At 42.9% G+C, this 19,293-nt stretch carries 17 protein-coding genes; 9 read left to right on the forward strand and 8 right to left on the reverse strand.

The window, feature by feature from the left end; all coding sequences use genetic code 11:
• Window positions 1-164 precede the first annotated feature (164 nt).
• Window positions 165-1,406, reverse strand: coding sequence for an alkaline phosphatase family protein (locus MgSA37_RS04020; RefSeq protein ID WP_096349963.1), 1,242 nt, complete (start codon window positions 1,404-1,406; stop codon window positions 165-167).
• A 300-nt stretch (window positions 1,407-1,706) separates the two neighbouring features.
• On the opposite strand from MgSA37_RS04020, the gene MgSA37_RS04025 reads away from it, so the two are divergent.
• Window positions 1,707-2,081, forward strand: a complete 375-nt coding sequence (locus tag MgSA37_RS04025) for a hypothetical protein (protein ID WP_096349964.1) — start codon at window positions 1,707-1,709, stop codon at window positions 2,079-2,081.
• An 83-nt stretch (window positions 2,082-2,164) separates the two neighbouring features.
• On the opposite strand, the gene MgSA37_RS04030 is transcribed toward MgSA37_RS04025, so the two are convergent.
• The 7 genes from MgSA37_RS04030 to MgSA37_RS04060 form a co-directional block, all read right to left on the reverse strand.
• Complete coding sequence (locus tag MgSA37_RS04030) at window positions 2,165-3,139, reverse strand: YeiH family protein (protein ID WP_096349965.1); 975 nt, start codon at window positions 3,137-3,139, stop codon at window positions 2,165-2,167.
• Between the two features lie 189 nt (window positions 3,140-3,328).
• Window positions 3,329-4,501, reverse strand: a complete 1,173-nt coding sequence (locus MgSA37_RS04035) for a M23 family metallopeptidase (RefSeq protein ID WP_096349966.1) — start codon at window positions 4,499-4,501, stop codon at window positions 3,329-3,331.
• 235 nt (window positions 4,502-4,736) lie between these two features.
• Complete coding sequence (locus tag MgSA37_RS04040; RefSeq protein ID WP_157750415.1) at window positions 4,737-5,201, reverse strand: HXXEE domain-containing protein; 465 nt, start codon at window positions 5,199-5,201, stop codon at window positions 4,737-4,739.
• Window positions 5,202-5,380: 179 nt separating this feature from the next.
• Entirely contained in the window at window positions 5,381-6,208 is an 828-nt protein-coding gene (locus tag MgSA37_RS04045; protein WP_096349968.1) for a hypothetical protein, read from the reverse strand.
• Window positions 6,209-6,308: 100 nt separating this feature from the next.
• Window positions 6,309-7,562: an OmpA family protein gene (locus tag MgSA37_RS04050; protein WP_157750416.1), complete on the reverse strand. Its 1,254-nt coding sequence runs from the start codon at window positions 7,560-7,562 to the stop codon at window positions 6,309-6,311.
• Between the two features lie 92 nt (window positions 7,563-7,654).
• Window positions 7,655-8,392, reverse strand: coding sequence for a LytR/AlgR family response regulator transcription factor (locus MgSA37_RS04055; RefSeq protein WP_096349970.1), 738 nt, complete (start codon window positions 8,390-8,392; stop codon window positions 7,655-7,657).
• 5 nt (window positions 8,393-8,397) lie between these two features.
• Complete coding sequence (locus MgSA37_RS04060; protein WP_096349971.1) at window positions 8,398-11,454, reverse strand: sensor histidine kinase; 3,057 nt, start codon at window positions 11,452-11,454, stop codon at window positions 8,398-8,400.
• Window positions 11,455-11,649: 195 nt separating this feature from the next.
• Here MgSA37_RS04060 and MgSA37_RS04065 point away from each other — a divergent pair, with 195 nt between their 5' ends.
• The 8 genes from MgSA37_RS04065 (at window position 11,650) to MgSA37_RS04100 (ending at window position 19,220) form a co-directional block, all read left to right on the forward strand.
• Window positions 11,650-12,198, forward strand: a complete 549-nt coding sequence (locus tag MgSA37_RS04065) for a hypothetical protein (protein WP_096349972.1) — start codon at window positions 11,650-11,652, stop codon at window positions 12,196-12,198.
• A 181-nt stretch (window positions 12,199-12,379) separates the two neighbouring features.
• On the forward strand, window positions 12,380-12,943 hold the full coding sequence (locus MgSA37_RS04070) for a carboxymuconolactone decarboxylase family protein (RefSeq protein ID WP_096349973.1): 564 nt from the start codon (window positions 12,380-12,382) through the stop codon (window positions 12,941-12,943).
• 4 nt (window positions 12,944-12,947) lie between these two features.
• On the forward strand, window positions 12,948-14,204 hold the full coding sequence (locus tag MgSA37_RS04075) for an MFS transporter (protein ID WP_096349974.1): 1,257 nt from the start codon (window positions 12,948-12,950) through the stop codon (window positions 14,202-14,204).
• Between the two features lie 13 nt (window positions 14,205-14,217).
• Window positions 14,218-14,769: a carboxymuconolactone decarboxylase family protein gene (locus tag MgSA37_RS04080; protein ID WP_232010778.1), complete on the forward strand. Its 552-nt coding sequence runs from the start codon at window positions 14,218-14,220 to the stop codon at window positions 14,767-14,769.
• Window positions 14,770-14,868: 99 nt separating this feature from the next.
• The gene (locus MgSA37_RS04085; RefSeq protein ID WP_096349975.1) at window positions 14,869-15,432 is read left to right on the forward strand and encodes a carboxymuconolactone decarboxylase family protein; all 564 of its coding nucleotides are present in this window, start codon (window positions 14,869-14,871) and stop codon (window positions 15,430-15,432) included.
• A gap of 95 nt (window positions 15,433-15,527) precedes the next feature.
• Window positions 15,528-16,067 (forward strand): carboxymuconolactone decarboxylase family protein, encoded by a 540-nt coding sequence (locus MgSA37_RS04090; protein WP_096349976.1) that lies wholly within the window; start codon window positions 15,528-15,530, stop codon window positions 16,065-16,067.
• A gap of 93 nt (window positions 16,068-16,160) precedes the next feature.
• The gene (locus MgSA37_RS04095) at window positions 16,161-16,715 is read left to right on the forward strand and encodes a hypothetical protein (RefSeq protein WP_096349977.1); all 555 of its coding nucleotides are present in this window, start codon (window positions 16,161-16,163) and stop codon (window positions 16,713-16,715) included.
• 240 nt (window positions 16,716-16,955) lie between these two features.
• Window positions 16,956-19,220, forward strand: a complete 2,265-nt coding sequence (locus MgSA37_RS04100; protein ID WP_096349978.1) for a CRTAC1 family protein — start codon at window positions 16,956-16,958, stop codon at window positions 19,218-19,220.
• Window positions 19,221-19,293 lie beyond the last annotated feature (73 nt).

Raw genomic sequence — 19,293 nt, forward strand, 5'->3', positions numbered from 1 at the left:
ATAAAAGGTTTGTGATTAAATGTTCGCGCGGTGGCGCTTGATGTCGGGCATAAATAATGTCAGGCCGGGGCTGCAAACCTAAAATAAGATTGCCGGTTGCAGCGAATGCGCCCTGGCCGATCTGATGGCGAGATATTGGCCTTGAAACGTTTGTTTTAAACTAATTATTTTGAAATAACAAACCAGCGGTTAACGGAATTATAAGGAGCCCCGATGTAAACTTTGTAAAAGTTGGATGGTAAGTTTTTAACGGATACCAGCGCGTGCTGATCCGCCACGGGAACTTCGGCAAGCATTTGGTAATTGTCGGGGTTCCCGTCTTTAAAATTATTGGTTGAAGCTACCCAAATTTTCACCTTGCCTTTTTTATCAAGCGCCTTCCATGTAACATCCAGGTCACCCTGGATATAGTTAACCTGGGGCATCGCGATTGATACAGGCCCGATCAGTGAGCTGCCATCAATTTCGCGCAATTGGGCTTCGGGTATTTTTACCTCCAAAAAGTTTGCTATTGTAGGTGTGATATCAATAATGCCTGGCGTAAAGTACCGGGCATAATCATTCAATGCATTGTAGTTGGTAACCATCCATGTAGTACGTTGCCTGGCAGATTGCCCGCCGTGATTTTTACCGCTCTGTTCATCCCGCCCGTGGTCGGTAGTGATAAATATGAGCCAGTCCTCATTGTTGTGTTTTTGGCGGTATTGGATAGCCTCCCAAATCCGCCCAATTTGTTTGTCGGCCATCTGCACAGCTTCATAGGTTTGGGGGCTGTCGCCGTAACGATGGCCCATATCATCGGTGTATTCCAGGTACACCCAGCTCAGGTCGGGCGCTTTATCTTTAATGCAGACGGCAGCTGAGTTGGCTACCTGCTCATCAATTAAATGCATATACAGGCCCGCTTTATCGTGCGGAAATTTTATCGTATCCAGTTCATAACCATCATAAGCATAGTCAATTTTTAAATTGCCGGTTTGCGGCAGCCCTTCGCCAAGCAGTTTGGTGCGGTTATCTGTCCAGCTGGAAAATATTGCCGTTGTTTTGTTTGGCCAGGCATTTTTAAACATTCGGAAAATAGTCCAGTAATTATAATCAGGGGCCTTAATTTCGTTACCCCAAACGTTATGCTTATTTACCCACGTACTTGTTAATAAACTGTTATACCCATTGGCCGAAATGGTAGGCGTTTGCGAATAGCCGCCCTTTTCGCCGCCAACATAGGCCCGCATATAGGCGCCCTGTGTTTCGATAAGCCTGAGGTTTGGTGTGTTTAATTTTTCAATCACATCGGCCGGTATGCCGTCAACGATAATGAAAACTGCTTTCCTGGTCCTGGTTTGCGCAAAGGCGGTTACCGCAACAAGCAGTAGTGGTAATAATAAGATTTTTTTCAACTGTAACATATGGGCCTAATAAAGACAAATTTACCGGCTTGTAAAAGATGGGTGAGTTAATTAATTGTTATTTTTTGCGCTTTGCTCTATGAACAGCCCAATTACATCTATAAGGGCGTTGTTTTAAGCGATAAAAACTATATTTTGCTTATTATTAAGCAATTACAGTGTTTGAAGATTGATTTTTTGTGTTGGTCTATATAAAAACGCTGGTGGTCTATTTCATTTTTTAAGGGTTTAAAGTTGCCGTTACTTTGTTCTGTCAAATAAAACGAACAATAATTTAAAAACATTTAAAATAACAAGATCATGAAAAATTCAATCAAATTAACCGCATTATTAGTATTGGCAAGTGTAGGCGTTTTTGCAGCAAATCCGGCTAAAGCCACAGTACCTGCAGGCGATAAGATCAGCTTTTCGGCACTGCCCTCACATCAGGGTGTTGATATTAAAGTGCAGTCTGCCTCGGCAGCCAAGGCTATTGTAATTATATCCGACCAGGACGGAAATGTGATTTTTAAAGACGCTATGCCGGCCTACAAAGAAATGGAGAAAGGTTATATCCTTAACCAGTTGGACAACGGCGACTATACCATCGAGGTTATTGCGGATCATCAAACCGTAACTAAGGATGTGCATGTTTATGATGAAGACGGCGCAAAGGAGTTTATCATTTCGGAATAATTGCGATCCAACTATTCGCAAAACAAAAAGCATCGCCCCTTATCCGGGCGATGCTTTTTGTTTTAGGAGCTTTTTTTAAATCATTATGCCAGGTGCATTACCGCATATAACGCCCCCGCGGATATGGCTATCCATAAAATAACCCCCTGCAGGAAGGGTTTAAAGCCAACGGATGAGATCACCTTCCGCGACAGCCCGGCGCCGATCAGGAAAAGCGTAAGGGTTAACCCCGCTTTGGCTATTATTACCAAATATGGGCTTAACAATTTTACAGCGGGCAAATAGGTATTGGCAATCAAAGCAAGAATAAACAAGCCAATAAAATAGGGGACGCTTGTCCTGCCCGACCCGGTTTTAAATATATAGGACGAAATAAAAGTGACAGGTACAATCCACAAGGCCCTGGCCAGTTTTACCGTAGTGGCAACTTCTAATGCATGTGCGCCGTATTTGCCCGCCGCGCCGACTACCGAACTGGTATCATGTATGGCGATGGCGCACCATAAACCAAACTGGGTTTGGGATAAATTTAAGTGATGCCCGATTACCGGAAAAATAAAAAGGGCGACAGAATTCAAAATAAATACGCAGCCCAGCGCCACGGATATTTGTTTTTCTTCGGCCTTGATAACGGGTGAAATAGCGGCGATGGCGCTGCCACCGCAAATTGCTGTACCGGCTGAAATAAGAAACGACGTTTTTTTGCCTGTTTTTAACCATTTGCCCAAAAAGTAACCGGCCAACAAGGTTCCGCTGATGGACGCGGCAGTAAACAAAACGCCTTCTTTACCTGCCTGCAATGCTGCCTGCAAATTCATGCCAAAGCCCAGGCCTACTACCGAGGCTTGCAATAAAATATGAGTGGCTTTATGGTTTAAATGCAAATAAGGGTGCCCGGTTGATTGGGCAATAATAAGCCCGAGTAAAAGCGCCACAGCTGGGCTGGCATAGGGCGTAACACAAAATGCAGCGCTCATAATAAATAAAAGCTTCCGTCCATTGTTATTGATATTGATTAAAAATCCGTGCTGTTGTGTTAGTTGATGCTGGCTATCCATAACCTGTAATTATTTGATAGCGCAAAGATGCAGCGTATTATGCTGGATTTTTTATCATAAAATGAGATAGGGGATAACTGTTTGTTATGGGTTGAATAAGTTGATTAAGTTGGATGAGTTAGAGGAAATAAAATTAAGTTGATTAGTTTTTAGCCCAATCAACCTAATCTAACTTAATCAACTAAACAACTACCTCTCCGATTCAACAATATCGCCGCTATCAATTCGGCTTCTTTTGATGTTTACGGTGACGTTTCCGCGGTAAAGTTTGTAGTTATTGAAATAGTTTGGCAGCCCTTCCGAAGCCAGCTCCTTTGAGCCGTTGGTTACCGAATAGTGCAGGTGCGGATACATTGACCGGCCCGAAAAACCAACCGAACCAAGTTCATCACCTTCCTTAACCATTTGCCCGGGCCTTACCTTCAGGCTGCCGGCTTCCAGGTGCAAAAGCATGCTGTACTCGCCGTTGGCGTGTTGAATAATTACATAGTTGCCCATGCCCTCGGGATCAATAGCGGATGCTGATTTGGGTGATTTAATGGTTTTGCCATCATATTCATTATCGGGAACGCTGTTTTGTATGGCGATGATCTTCCCATCTAAAGGAACATAAACAGGTTTTCCGAAGCTGTACCAGTTTTCTTTTTTATAAGGCGAACCGCCATACATCGACCCGTTACCATCCACATTCATCAGGTCGTAGGCATAACGGCTGGAGTTGGAGGTTATTTCTTTTACTTTAGCATCGGCAATATCAGTTGACCTGCGGTTACGGGAATAAAAATCATGACCGTCCCAAACAATTATTTTGCCCTTTAATGGCAAAAAGTAGTCGTTTTTGGCAATGTATACCTGCGGGGTTATTACTTTTATTACCGCAGCATCAAAATCAACGGGCAGCCTTTTCTTATTCATGTCAATTTGCTGCTGCGTATCAGCATAATTAAAAAAGAAGCCATATTTAACAGATGCTATCGTCAAATCGGGCGGAAAAGTATGAAATGGGTTAAAAACGTTAACCGTTTCGCCAGGTTTAATGGTGGTATAAACCAGCAGGTCTATCCCGGGCGCCTTCCCGTTGCTGTTCATGAATTTTCTTAGTACCAGTTTGCCTGTTTTATCCATTACAGAGGCCTCTACCGAACTTAACTCAATGGTATGTGTGGTTTGATTTTTTATAGTGATATCAAAATTCATGTAATAACCATAGATATCTTTTTCTATCAATGGCCTTACCGGAGAAATGGTAATGGCAACCTTTGAGGTGTCTGTGTCGGGCCCCTTCAACCCTGGTCGGATATTACCGCCTTTAAAGCTATTCAGAATCAATAAAAGGCAAATCAAGGCAGTGTATTTAAGCATCTTAAATTGTAATAAAAACAGTTTAAATTATTAGCCGCTTTTCGTTTTTTTGAAAATTTGGCAAAGCGGTTTCAGTTATCGTATCCTTGTACGCTATAAATGGGGTATTTGTTGCGCAGCGGCGTTACAGGGAGATTTTGGGCACAATAATAAACCCTGCATTCCTGGTATTAAGCTGGTTAATACAGGAATGCAGGGTTATATAAAAAAAGCTATTATTATTTGTGCAGGGGCCTTAAGGCTTAAAAAAATCGAGGTTTTTTGTTTTGAGCAGGAAGTAAGGAAAAGCCATTACCAGCGCTCCGCAAACACCGGAGATCACCAGCGCTTTTGTAAGTACACCCATGTCCATAGCTACCTTATAGCTGCCCAACCCGATGGGTAAAAACAGGAATATGGCCGTGAACATACCCGGGGAAAATTTCCTTTTGGCACGGACATATGGAATAATATGAAAAATGATGGCATTTACCAGCATCGCAGCCGGGAAAATAAGGCTAAAAGTTGGGTGTGCCCAGCCAACTTCGGCACACGAAAGGCCTAAAAACAAAACTGCTGTATTCATCACGTAAAATGTAGTCCAGTCCACATCAAGTTTCATGATTTTTTGCGACCAGGTCTTCCAGTCATAGCTATATTCTTCTAATATATGGAATGCGTAAGCCGCCACAGCGACCCAAAAAAGGTAATCAGGTTTCATCAATAATCTGTTTAAAAACCTGAAGATAGAGAAAATTATCGCGATTGGGGGGGTAAAACTTAAAATAAGTGCTACGCTTGCCAAAATTGGCTTCTGGCTAATAAGTGTTTGCGCGCAGACATTAATATCAACTGCAAGGCCGGGTTGCCCCGGCCGTTGCAGCATCAACCCTAACTAATTTATTTTCCGATGAGGTAGTATAGTTTCTTCCAGTCAATCAATTTTATTACCGCGTTAATATCAGCGGCATCGCCTTTTATCTGTACCACAATATTCTGGGTAACGGGTACACCGATTTTTGATTTATCAAAGGCGATAGCATATCGTGTTCGTACTTGCCCGTCGTGCCTGTCATCAGCTGTTTGGCCCGCAACAGGTTTGCCCAGGAATATGATGGCATTATCATAATAAGCATCACCCGGAGACATGTCCGGCCGGCCGTCTGACATAAAAGGGCATCCATCAGAATGTGTACCTATTAATGCAAGGGTAGTGGGCACGGGTAGAGTGATTTTTTCAGGCGGGTTTTTGGAACAATAGCTCAACAGAAACGCACCTGACTCGCCTGAGGAGATATTGACCATTACCTGGATTGATAGTTTTGACTTCGCTGTGCTTTTAAGCGCCGCAGCAATTTGGGTGGCATTGTTAAAATCAGTAATTGTTTTATAGGCGGAACCTGCGAGGCCATCGCTCTGCTCAGACGGCATGCTGAATTCTATTTTATAATTCAGCGAATAGGGATCGCCTTTGCCTAATGAAACCGGGCATTTCCCGCGGCAGCTATTGTCGGCATATTCAACGGGGCAAAAATATTTGATCACATCAAAATCTTTACCATCGCCAACAGCTTTCCAATCAAGGTATTCGTGGGGTACAACGTTGTATAATACGGGGTAAAGGTTATTGAACCAGGCAATTTCATCCTGCCTCAATGGCCGCTCCTGCCCGCTTGCGGTAAACAGTATGCCGTTAACAATTAAACAAACCAATAAGATTTTTTTCATTTTTTGCTGATATGCGTTTTTACTGAGCCGGTGTTTAGTTTTCGTTCACCATACCCAAAAAAGGAAGTCGTTGCAATGGAACTTACCATCGTTTTTAAAATTATTGTTTTACAAATTCCACCCTGCGGTTATTGGCTTTACCTTCAATAGTCATGTTATCGCCGATAGGTTTGCTGTCGCCAAAACCTTTTGACGAAAGGCGCGATGCATCAACACCCATCGTGATCAGCCGGTTCATTACGGCGTCTGCCCGTTGTTTGGATAACATAAGGTTATGCTGTGGGGTACCGGTATTGTCTGTATGCCCGTCAATTTCAAATTTTACGTCCGGGTTATCCCGCAATACGCCGGCGATCATATTAAGCGTACCCATGCTTTCGGGTTTAATGGTAGCTTTATCCACATCAAAGTTGATCCCATGGGTGATGATCCTGGCATCGGTAAATTTTTTACCCAACATATTCATCCCGCCGCCATTAGCAATGCGAAAGTTTGCAATAACAATAGGGGCTTTAGCATCGCCTATGCCTTCAATGTCAATGGCATGTGGTGCTATCCCTACATTAGGTACTACCAATACACGATACTGATCAACATAAACCTTTATCTGGTTCTTTTTATAGGCAATGGCAATGTGGTGCCATTTATTCAGATATTTTTCTCCGGTTATGTCAGCCGGAAAATTACCCTGCAGGTCAATGGTTTCGCCTTTATATTCAATGCCGCCCCAGCCATTGTGGTCGCCTATGGCCAATTCGCCCAATACCCCGCTGGCAGCAGTTGCGCTGGCATTTGAACCATAAAAGTATAGATGAGGCTGATACCCGCCGGTTGAGTAACTATCAAACTCGATAGTAAAAGCATCGCTTAAATAGGAGGGCGACTTGATCAGCGGGCTTACATGTGCATAATTTCCGTCGGTTAATAAAATGGCTTTTACGGTGCCAATGGTATTCATTACTGCCTGCCCGCTTCCCAGGTTCCAATGTGCCGGGAACTCGCCGTTCTGGTCGTCGGCAAAATCGTCATAAAAAACAATTTGATCACCCGGTACAAAATCGTAGTTATTATAGGCCGCAAATGAAGCGCCTGTTGCAGCAGGGGCGCTGTTGTTAATGCCGGGTTCACTTCTTTTAACAGTGGAACTGGAGTCAGCTGGTTTTTTCTTTTTTTTGAAAAGTCCTTTTATGGCGCCTTCAGCTTTACCCAATCCATTATCAATTGTACTGTTTTCATTGCTGTTTACCCGGCTTGCTGCGTCATCTGCCGCAACATCTTTGGGTTTGTCAATTACCTGTGCATAACCTATGCCGGTAACAGCGCTTAAGGCAATAAGGATCATCAGCTTTTTCATTTTTATGATTTTTTGTAGCATAAAAGTGAAAAATACCCCGTGTGATTTGCAGCTCCTTTAGTAACTGGCGTTTATGGCTTAATAAGTGGTGGTTATATTGACGAAAGCAGTTCGAGGAATGCACTTTTGCGCCTGCGGCTCACTTCTATTTCAACATCATTGCGCATAATCACGCTGCCGCCTTCGCCCTTTATGTATTTTTTGATATGGTTCATATTGATAAGGTATGAATGATGCACCCTGAAAAAGAAATGGGGTGATAAAAGATCATCGAAATCCTTAAGGTTTTTGGTGGAAGTAATAACGGTATTATTTAAATAAACCTCGGTATAGGCATTGTCGGCCTTGCAGTAGACAATGTCATTGATGTTCACAAATTCGATAGCAGTAGCTGATGCTATGGCTATTTTATCAAACCTGTTTTTAGATTGTTGTAACTGTTGCAGTAAGTGTGGTACTTGCTGAACAGAATGTACAGGCAGGCTATTTAAACGCTGTATGGCTTTACCAAGGTCATCCAGGTCTATGGGTTTTAATAAAAAATCAATGGCGGATAGCTTAATTGCATTGAGCGCGTAATGATTATGGGCCGAAACAAAAATGATCTTAAAATCAATGTTACCAAGTTCCTTTAACATATCGAAGCCGTTTTTGCCGGGCATTTCAACATCTAAAAACACTACGTCAGGCTTCCATGCATCAATACGCCTGATGCCTTCGTCGGCATCGGCGGCCGTTGCCACTACTTTTATTTGCGGAAAATGCTGCGTTAATAATTGCAGCAGGATGTTTCTGCCCTTTGGCTCGTCATCAACAATAATGGCTTTCATCAGTATTAAAATTCTAATGGAATAATTATAATTACCTCAGTTCCGCAGGCGTCTCCATTCGCGTCTTTTAAATCATTAATGGTAATGCTTGCTTCTTTTTCCAATAACTGCAGCCTTTCCTCTGTAATTTTTACCCCCATGGAATGTTTTTTTATTTGTGTGTTTGTATTGACTTCGGCCGCCAGGTTTCGGCCAACCCCATTGTCTGTTATGATGCATTCCAAATTACCATTTTTCTGATCGAAACATAAGGTAAGTTTTTTTTCGCCTTTTTTACGGATCAGGCCGTGCCAAAGGGCATTTTCAACAAATGGCTGGATGATCATTGCCGGAATATTAACAAATGAAGTGTCCAGTTTAGGGCCGATATCTATCCTGTATTCAAACGAGCTGTCGAAACGTAATTTTTCGATCGAAAGATATAACCTGAGGGTCTCGATCTCATCAGCCAGTGTTATAAATTGTTTTTCTGAATTTTCAAGTATCATCCTCACCAGTTTTGAAAAATTTGAAAGATAGGCGTACGCCGTATCGGTATTTTTGGTGATGATGCACTCCTGGATGGAATTAAGCGCGTTAAAGATAAAATGCGGGTTCATTTGTGCGCGGAGGGCTTTCATTTCCAGTGCGGAAAGCTGTAATTGCAAGGCTGATTTTTTTTGCTCCCGCAGCCGCACACTACGGATGATTAATAATAGCGACAGGACTAACAGGAAGATCAGTAAACAGATAAACCAAACCGTTTGGTAAAACTTTGGCGCTATGGTAAAGGCTACTGATTTTTCATCGCCGGCCAGGCCATCTGCTGTAACAGCTTTATACCTGAAAATATAATGGCCCGGCGGCAGGTGATTATATTCAATATGGCCTTTATTGCCGGTGTAGTTCCACTCTTTGTCAATTTTTTCAAGTTTATTGTAATACCTGTTTTGCAGGGGGTTGGTATAATTAAGCAATGCCCATTTAAAGGTGACTTTTTCGATGCCTGCCGGTACTATTATATTTTTCAGGCTGCTCACATTTAAACTTGTATCATCAGCAATTATTCCGGTAAGCAATAACTTCTTTTTAGCAGGGGTTCTTAGCAGTTCAGTAGGCTTAAAGCTGGTAATATAGTTTTCGCCGGCATAAACCATTAACCCGCCTGATGCTTTTTTTATCGTGCCGTCCATATCATTATTGATCAGGCCGTCTTCTTCGGTGTATTGGTTGAAACTATGATTGGCCGTATTAAATACTACTAAGCCGGTACGGCTGGCTATCCAGATATTGCCATTCCGGTCATCCGTATAATAATATACATGTTTATTCATCCCGGCCGGCAGGGGCCAGCTGTTGGTTTTGCCGGTTAGCGCATTAATGGCTACCACGGCGTCGTTGTCAATCAACCAAAGGTTGTTTTTTATATAGATGATATTAACTGCGCGGGAGTAAGGCGTGATATCTTTGTTTACAATGCGTTGGAATTTTTTAGTTGATGCATCATATTTTACGACGCCATAATCCAGATCGGTCAGCCATATATTTCCCCTGCTATCGCTTACAGCATCCTCCACATTTACCCCCTTTGGCTTTCCGTAAGCATCGGGCAATGTTTCAATCAAAGGTTTGAATTTATTAGCGGTGCTATCAAAACGCCAAATCCCCCGGCGCCATGGAAAACACCACAAACCATACCTGGTGCTGAGCACATTGTTAATAAACCCGGATATTTTTTTAGTGCTATCTCCAACTGTTTTGCATAGTGCCGTTATTCTATCAGTTTTGGTATCCAGTTTTAAGATGCCCGAGGTTGTTGCAAGCAGCAGAATGTTTTGCCGGTATGGTGTAATATTCATTATAGCAATACCCGGTTCGTTAAAACCGGTAGTATTTTGTATGGCCCGGGTGTAATTTTTTAGCAGGTGAAACTTATCGTCGAATACTTCCAGTTGTAATTTAGTATCTCCGCCCATCCAAAGGCGCCCGTTTTGCTCCAAAAGTGCCGGGTTTTGGTTGGTAATACTATTTTGCCCCGCAATAAAATAATGTTTAAAGATCTGCCGTTTAGGATCAAGTATAAAAACGCCCTTTACCGTTGAGATCCATAATAGGTTATCCCGCGACACATAAACGCATCGCGGTTCTAGGGAGGCCGCTTCAGGAATCGGTTTCAGATCATGCTGCTCAGTTTTTAAATCTTTTTGGTTAAACTCGGTCAGGTATTCGCTTAGCCATAAATGGTATTGTTTGTTTTCATCACGCTGTTCAACAATACTCATAATATGTGCAGGTATTCCAGCCAAACCACTAAAGTTGATGACGGTGCGGTTTTCAGGAATTACCTGTTTTAAACCGCCGCTCCAGCAGCCTGTCCATATTTTACCATCATGGTCTTCAAATATGGTATTCACCATCCCATCATATTGAGGGTCGTTTTTAGGGCCATCGTATTGCCCGTAGGTGAGTTTTGTGGTGTCAAACAGCCAGAGGCCATTCACGGTGGCCAGCCAAAGCCTTTTTTTCGAATCTAAAAGTAATGCATTGCATTCATTGTTCAAGCGGCTGGTGTTAGTGGATTTGCCTGCGGTTTCATTTAAAAAATGCCTGAATGTTTTTTGCCGGGTATCAAACAGGAGCAATCCGTCGCCGGTGGCTATCCATAGTTTAACACCGTCAACAGCAAGGCTACGCATCCTGTTGTCCCCATCATATTGCCACGAATGTATTTTTTCAGTACCCGGGTCTATAACGGAAAGGCCGTTTGAGGTAGCCATCCATATCCTGTGCATCGCATCCTCGGTAATAGCATTTACCTGGCCGCTTAAAAGCTGGTCGTTTGAGGGCTGGTCGCCCGGGCGCCAGGTTTTTAGTTCGGAGCCATCAAACCGGTTAAGGCCATTTTGTGTCCCCATCCACATGATCCCCTGGCTATCCTGAAAAAAACAGTTGACCATATTATCAGCCAGGCCATCTTTTTCGCTGACGTGGTAGTAAAGCTGTTTTGCCTTGTTAACCTGCGCCCAAAGCCTGCCGCAAAAGAGTGGCAGTATAATTAACAGGATATAGTATTTTAAGCGCAAATGGGTTGATTGTGAAAATATTAATAAATATTAAAAGTACATTTTATTTACTAAGTTGAAAATGCAATAAGCCGGATTAATAAAAATAGCTTAAAGAAAAACAATACCGGAAATTTACTTCACAGGAAAAAATAATTTTTGAAAGTTGTTTTATAATGCACTATATTTAGTGGATCAATCTTGTACACAAAGACATTGAAAAAATTAATCGCTGCTTTCCTGCTTTTTATCTACCTGTTCAACGTAGGTGGTCAGCTGGCTTTGCACCATTATTTTTCAATTTTATCCGACCGGTTCTTTACCGAACAAACAGCAAAAGGGCTTTACAATGTGAGTGACCTCACCGAAGTTAAACTGCCCGTAAACATGCCCGGTATAACTGATTGGAAGGGATATGAAAATATAAGCGGACAGATAAAGTTTGAAAACAATAGCTATAACTATGTAAAAATGAAGATAACCAGGACTGCTCTATACCTGATGTGCATCCCTGATTATCAAACTACCCGCCTGGCCAATCAGAATGTTATTGATGCCAAACAGGCAAAAAGCGTTCCGGTACCCAAAAAGGAACATGTGCCGTATACCAAAACAACACTGTCAGATAAATTTAGCTTTGCCTTTACGCAATTTGCTTTTGTTGCTTTTTCAAAAACAAGGCAAACACTACGTGTTCAGCATGTACAAAGGGTAATATTCCATCATTTATCCATTCCGGATCAGCCGCCACGGCTATCCTGTTAATTTTTCTCTATTCTAATTCATCCCGAAGGGCGTATCAAAATTGCTGCTTTTAAAAGCTTTAATTTGTTGGTTTTCTGTCGACTGGTCATTTGGCCTTAATTCCGGCAAATCAACACAACCAGCCAATTGAGCAACTGATGTTTATCACTTTCGGTTACTATCAAATTTTCACATATTCATTATGCCTTATATACCATTGGAATCCCATCTGCCGGGGATAACCGGTTTGCTGGAATATCGCCGCGACACGGCGCAACCTATCAGGGAACTTACCGAGATCTTACTTCGCGGGCCATCAAGCCTTACGCGTGGCGAACGGGAATTGATCGCCACCGTAGTATCCAACGGTAACCAATGCAAATTTTGTTCGGCGGCCCATGCCGCTACGGTGGACATGCTTTTAGGAGAGCACGAAACATCAAAGCAAGTGAAAGCTGATATTTTAACAGCGCCGGTGAGCGAAAAAATGAAAGCACTTTTAACTATTGCCGATAAAGTGAGAGAAGACGGTAAACTGGTAACAACCGCGCATATTGAGAAAGCAAAAGCCGAAGGCGCAACAGACATTGAAATACATGATACGGTATTGATAGCCGGTTTGTTTTGCCTGTACAACCGTTATGTTGACGGTATGGCAACTGCTATGCCAGAAGATAACGGCTATTTCACTGTGTTGGCCGACAGGCTGGTTAATCATGGTTACTACCGTTTGCCGCAGGGCTATGATCATTTAAAAAAACATTAAAACAATGCAGACAGAACTAATAGCTACTCCTGTGGCGCAACAATCGGTAAAATCAGTTCGGTTGATTTTATTATTTATCGTTTGCTTCGCCGGCAACATGTTTGCCGGGTCGGTTTCCACCCTAATGGCGGTTTACCTGCACGTAGTGGTAAGGGAATTCCAGGGCAACCAAAGCAGTGCCCAACTGAATAGTATCAGCGCCTATATCAATTCACTGTTCATTTTTGGCTGGGCGACCGGCGGATTTTTATGGGGATTGATCAGCGACAAAACAGGCAGAAAAGCCGCCTTGTTGTTATCAATAGGCAGTTACGGCATATTTACGATGCTGACCGCCTTTTCACAAAGTTGGGGCGAAGTGATGATATGCCGGTTTTTTAGCGGTTTTGGCGCCGGAGGCCTGCTCGTCATATCTTTTACATTAATAAGCGAGGTTTGGCCTGAAAAAAGCAAGGCGGTTTTTACCGGTATATTATCAATTGCAATACCTATAGGTATTTTTTCGACGGGCTTACTCAATTATATTGTTGCGTCGTGGCGGCAAGGCTTCCTGGTAGGAGTTTTGCCGGTATTGTTTGCTATAGCAGGTTACTGGATGATAGATGAATCGGGACTATGGTTAAAGGATAAATCGGAAGAGCAGATGGATAAAAAGCACGCTCCTCATTTGTTCGGAGCTTCCAACCTCAGGATATTGATAGTGGGTTCCGTCATATTCGGGACGATGCTCATTGGCTTATGGGCTATATTTTCGTGGCTTCCAACCTGGATACAGAGCCTTATGAGCACAGATGCCCATAAGGAAGGTGATTTAAGCATTATGTTTTTGGGTATGGGCGGGCTTATCGGGGGCTTCCTTTCGGGTTGGGTAGTAAAACTGGTGGGTTTGAGAACGTCGTTGATTGCCAGTTTTGTGGTATGCTTCGCTTTGTCCTTTATTTTGTTTAAGACTAACAGCTCTTTCTCACCGGTAATTTACGCTGAGATAGCCGTTTTAGCATTGTTTTTCGGGGCTAGCCAGGGCATTTTGTCGCTTTATATTCCGGCGCTGTTTCCGGCAGTAATAAGGGCGTCTGCAACAGGTTTTTGTTTTAACACAGGCCGCCTGCTTACTGCTTTAGCCGTTTTATTTGCGGGGGTATTGGTAGATGTTTTAGGCGGCTACGGCAATTCCCTGTTTATTTTTTCATTTGTTTTTTTAATGGGCCTGCTGGTTGTTGTATTTGTTAAAAACATACAGCCGGTTCAACCTGCAGAATAAACTAAAACTAACAATGATGGCGCATATCGAACTAAATAATGACTTACCCGACATACGGGGCCTGATGGCCTACAGCCCCCAAATAGCTGAAGTTTTAAACGCTTTAGCGGAAACGCTGTTGCGGAACGACGATAATACCTTAAGCCGCGGCGAACGTGAATTGATAGGTACCTATGTGTCCTATCTGAACGATTGTTTCTTTTGTCAAAACGTACATGGTGCAATGGCGGGGCATTACCTTAACTGCGACATCCAGCAGATTGATGGCATTAAGCATGATTTTAACTCAGCAGACCTGTCCGGCAAAATGAAAGCATTGCTCAGCATTGCAGGCAGTGTTCAAAAGGGCGGAAAATATGTAACGGAAGCGCAGATTGAAGAAGCAAAAATGAATGGCGCAACAGATAAGGAGATCCATGATACGGTTTTGATAGCCGCCTCGTTTTGTATGTTTAACAGGTACGTTGACGGTTTGGGTACATGGGCGCCGCAAGACAGGGAGTTTTATGTAAACAGGGCGCCTCAACGTGCTTTGGAGGGTTACCAGTCGAGTGTATATAAATGATGGTTGATTGAGTTTATCAGGTTGATTAAGTGAATAGTTAATTCAACCCGGTAAACTAATCAACCCAATAAACTTAATCTAACTCAATAACTAACAAATATGCCACATATTAACTTACCACAGGAATTTCCGGGCATCAGGAGCCTGTTTATGTTCAGGCCGGAAACTGCTGCCCCATTGAATGCGTTGGTGCAGGCGATGCTGCATAACCCGCACCCAACATTAAGCGCAGGCGAGCGGGAGCTGATAGCCACCTATGTATCGCGTTTAAATACCTGCAAATATTGCTGCAACATACATGGCGCCATCGCGCAGCACCAGTTGGGTAATAATGCCGGAATTGTACAACAAGTATTGGCAGACCCGGAAACAGCGCCCATCAGCAATAAAATGAAAGCATTGTTAAAAATTGCCGCCAAAGTACAGTCCGGCGGGAAAAACGTGCTTCCGCAGGATATTGAACTGGCCCGGAGCGAGGGGGCTACCGATATAGAGATCCATGACGCAGTTTTAATAGCCGCAGCCTTTTGCATGTATAACCGCTATGTTGACGGCCTTGCAACCTGGCAGCCCGATGACCCGGCACTGTATGATAAAATGGGAGAACAGCGCGCCCGCGAGGGCTATTTAACGCTTCCGTTTAAGGTGGTAATTAATCATTAGTCATTAGTCATTGCTTAACTGAATTTTAACATTGCAACTTTACAACGTATCAACATTACAACAAATAATCAAACCAATAAACTAAATCAACCAATATGGCACATATCAAATTATTGAACGAAGAATTACCAGGCATAGTAGGCCTGTTAAACTACCGGCCCGAAACCGCGCGGCCATTGCTTGACCTTGCGGAGACCTTATTAAGAGGAGAATCGAGTTTGACCAGTGGCGAAAGGGAAATTATAGCAGCCTCAGTTTCATACTGGAATGGCTGCCATTTTTGCCATACCTCGCATGCCGCAGCTGCTGCCGCGCACTTAAAAAGCGGTATAGGCCTGATAGACGATATTAAAGCCGGCTTGCCCACTACTCCGGTTTCCGATAAACTGAGGGCTTTGCTGCACATTGCACACCAGGTGCAGCGCAATGGTAAAAATGTTACTGAGGATGATATTGCAGCAGCCCGCGCTTTGGGTGCAACAGATATTGAATTGCATGATACCGTTTTAATAGCTGCTGCCTTTTGCATGTATAACCGCTATGTTGACGGACTGGGCACCTGGGCGCCCGGGCCTAACGAAGCCTATGCCGAAATGGGTGAAAGAATGGCACATGTTGGTTACGGCAAATATTAGTAAAACAAATTATAAATATTAAGGGGCGGACCGTTTCACCGTGTTCGCCCTGTTTCGAAATATAACGTTGTGCTTTAAGCCAACAATTATAAAGTGAAAAAATTAATTGCCATAGCACTGCTTTTAATCCACTTCTATAATATAGGGGGGCAATTACTATTTCATGAATATTTGGTGTACCAGTCTGACAAGTTATTTAATGAACAGATCAGTCAAAATCGCTACAATATTGATGACCTCACCGAAATCAGGATCCCGGCAAATATGCCCGGCATCAGCGACTGGAAAACCTATCAGAATTTAAACGGCCGCATCCAGTTTGGCAATACAGCCTATAATTATATAAAAATTAGAATGACAAGGACGGCCATTTACCTGGTTTGTATCCCCAACTACGCAACTACCCGTTTATGTGATAAAAACGTTATCAATGCTACACAAATTCCCGACATACCGGTGCCAAAAAAAGGTCATGTGCCTTTTGGTAAAATAAATTTGGCAACTTATAGTCATCAATGTGTACATTACAAGTTTTCAATCCCCATTTTCATGATCCAGGCGGGTATTTTCTATAAGCAAGCCGATATACTCTATTTAACTATGATCGGCCCTGGTAGGCCTCCTGACGTAAAGACAATATTTTCCTGAACAAATTTTATGATGGTTTATCCGGAATGAACCAGGCTTGCCTTACAGGCTCATCACTTTATTCAAATATCGTGACGGATTTGAAAGCAGTGGGTTCCTAGTGGCACCGCAGTTGGCGCTTCATATACTTTCCGGCAAATACACCATGCAGATAGAAATTATTTAATAATAAAATATAGCGCCGCAGTAATAAGCCGGAAACAGGTTTGCTGCGCGCCGGTAAATTAATATGAAAATAAAATGTTTAAAAATAGAAAAATTCAGATAGGTCTTTTTTTACTGTCGGGCTTTGCAGTCTTGTTGTTGGGGTTTTCGGTTATCAATTATTACCACGAATCTTCCCATCAACAAATGGTCGACTTGCTAAAAGCACTTACAAAAAAAAATCTGAGTGTCCAAAATCCCTTCAATCCCGAAGTGAAAAAGGCACGTATTGATTCCCTGCTTCAAATACCGGGTAATAATAACAATAGCTACCTGCTGGCTTTAAAAGCATCGCTCGCGCTAAAAACCGGGCAGGAGGAAGAATCGGTAAAAACATATGAAGAGGTTGTTAAAAATATTGATGTCATGTCTGTTGACCATATGATGCCCGATATTGCCATAGCGTATATGCGATTAGGGGAAAGAAACAATTGCATGCTTAACCATAACGGATCTTCATGCATCTTCCCGATAAAAGACGGCGGCATCCATGTACAAAAGACCGGATCAACCAGGGCGATTGAGGTATATGAAGAGATCTTAAAAAATCACCCGGATGACTATGAATCAAAATGGTTGCTTAATATCGCCTTTATGACGCTGGGCGGATACCCTAAAAAAGTACCCCGGGCGTTTTTGCTTCCCGGGTTAGACGCGGATACTGCTTATAACGTAAAACCTTTTACAGATATAGCTGCCGACCTTGGCCTGAATGTAAATGGAAGAGCAGGGGGTGTTATTGTTGATGATTTTAATAATGACGGCTACCTGGACATTGTAACATCAGGCTGGGACCTTACCGACCCTTTGCATTATTTCCAGAACAATAAAGATGGTACTTTTAGCGACCTTACTGAACACAGCGGTTTAAAAGGGATAACCGGCGGCTTAAATATCCAGCAGACGGATTATAACAATGATGGCAACCTTGATATTTTTGTTTTACGGGGCGCATGGAATACACAGGGTTTTGGCAATCAGCCCAGTTCGTTACTGCGAAACAATGGCGACGGCACGTTTACTGACGTTACCATCCCAAGTGGCCTGCTTTTTTATAAACCCACCCAGGCCGCTGTTTGGGCAGATTTTAACAATGACGGCTGGCTGGACGTATTTGTTGGCGCAGAAGATTCAGGAACGATAGACGCCGGTGGTATACATACCTGCTCGCTGTATATTAATAACCAGGACGGGACATTTACTGATGTTGCTGAGCAGGCACATTGCAATTTTACAGCATTTGTTAAAGGTGCAACCTCTGCTGATTTTAATAATGACGGCTGGCCGGATTTATTTTTATCAACCATGAACGGAAAAAAATATCTTTTGAAAAATAAAGGAAAGCCCGGAATAATACCTGACTTTGAAGATGTGAGCGACCAGTCGGAAATTGCAAATAACACCATGAGTACTTTTACCACCTGGTTTTACGATTATAATAATGATGGCTGGCCGGATGTTTTAGTAAGCGGTTATGGGTTTAACAAGAGTTTGGCCTACTATGCCGGAGCGGCTGCAGCAGGGAAGCCTGTGCCCCAGGCGGGCAATGTGTTTTTATATAAAAATAACCAAGATGGTACTTTTACCGACGTTACCAAAAACGTTGGGCTCGACAAAGTAGTTTACAGCATGGGCGGCAATTTTGGCGATATTGACAATGACGGCTGGCCGGATATGTATTTTGGTACTGGTAATCCCGATTTTAAATCGTTGGTACCCAATAAAATGTTTAAAAATTTGGGTGGAGAGAAATTTGCGGACGTTACCACATCTTCACGGACGGGAAACCTTCAAAAAGGACATGGTGTGGCTTTTGCCGATATCAGGAACAGCGGGATCCAGGATATTTTTATAGAAATGGGTGGGGCCTATAAAGGGGATTCGTACACCAGTTCGCTATACATGAACCCGGGGCAGAGTAACAATAACTGGATAAGTTTAAAACTGCAGGGGGTGAAGGCAAACAGGGCTGCGATAGGAAGTCGTATAAAGGTTACTTTCACCGAGAACGGTCATAAACGGAGTGTTTACAAAGATGTTAACTCAGGCGGAAGTTTCGGATCTTCGCCATTGCGGCAGGAGATCGGGATAGGACAGGCCGGCTTGATTGACGAGATTGAAATCAGGTGGGCCGGATGTAACGCAGTTCAGCATTTTAAAAATATCGCCCCAAACCAGTTTTTGCACATCACGGAAGGAATTGGCAAACCTGAAGTGATTAACCTGGCCAAAATGGCTTACAAAAGAAAACTGAACGGCCCTTTGTGTATGCCGGTGGCTTCAGCATTAACTGTAAAATAAAACAACAGGGTTTGTTTAAAAATCAACCACAAACCAACTATCGCTCTTTTAATTATATAAACAATTTATTACC

It is taken from the genome of Mucilaginibacter gotjawali (assembly GCF_002355435.1).
Lineage (GTDB): Bacteria > Bacteroidota > Bacteroidia > Sphingobacteriales > Sphingobacteriaceae > Mucilaginibacter > Mucilaginibacter gotjawali.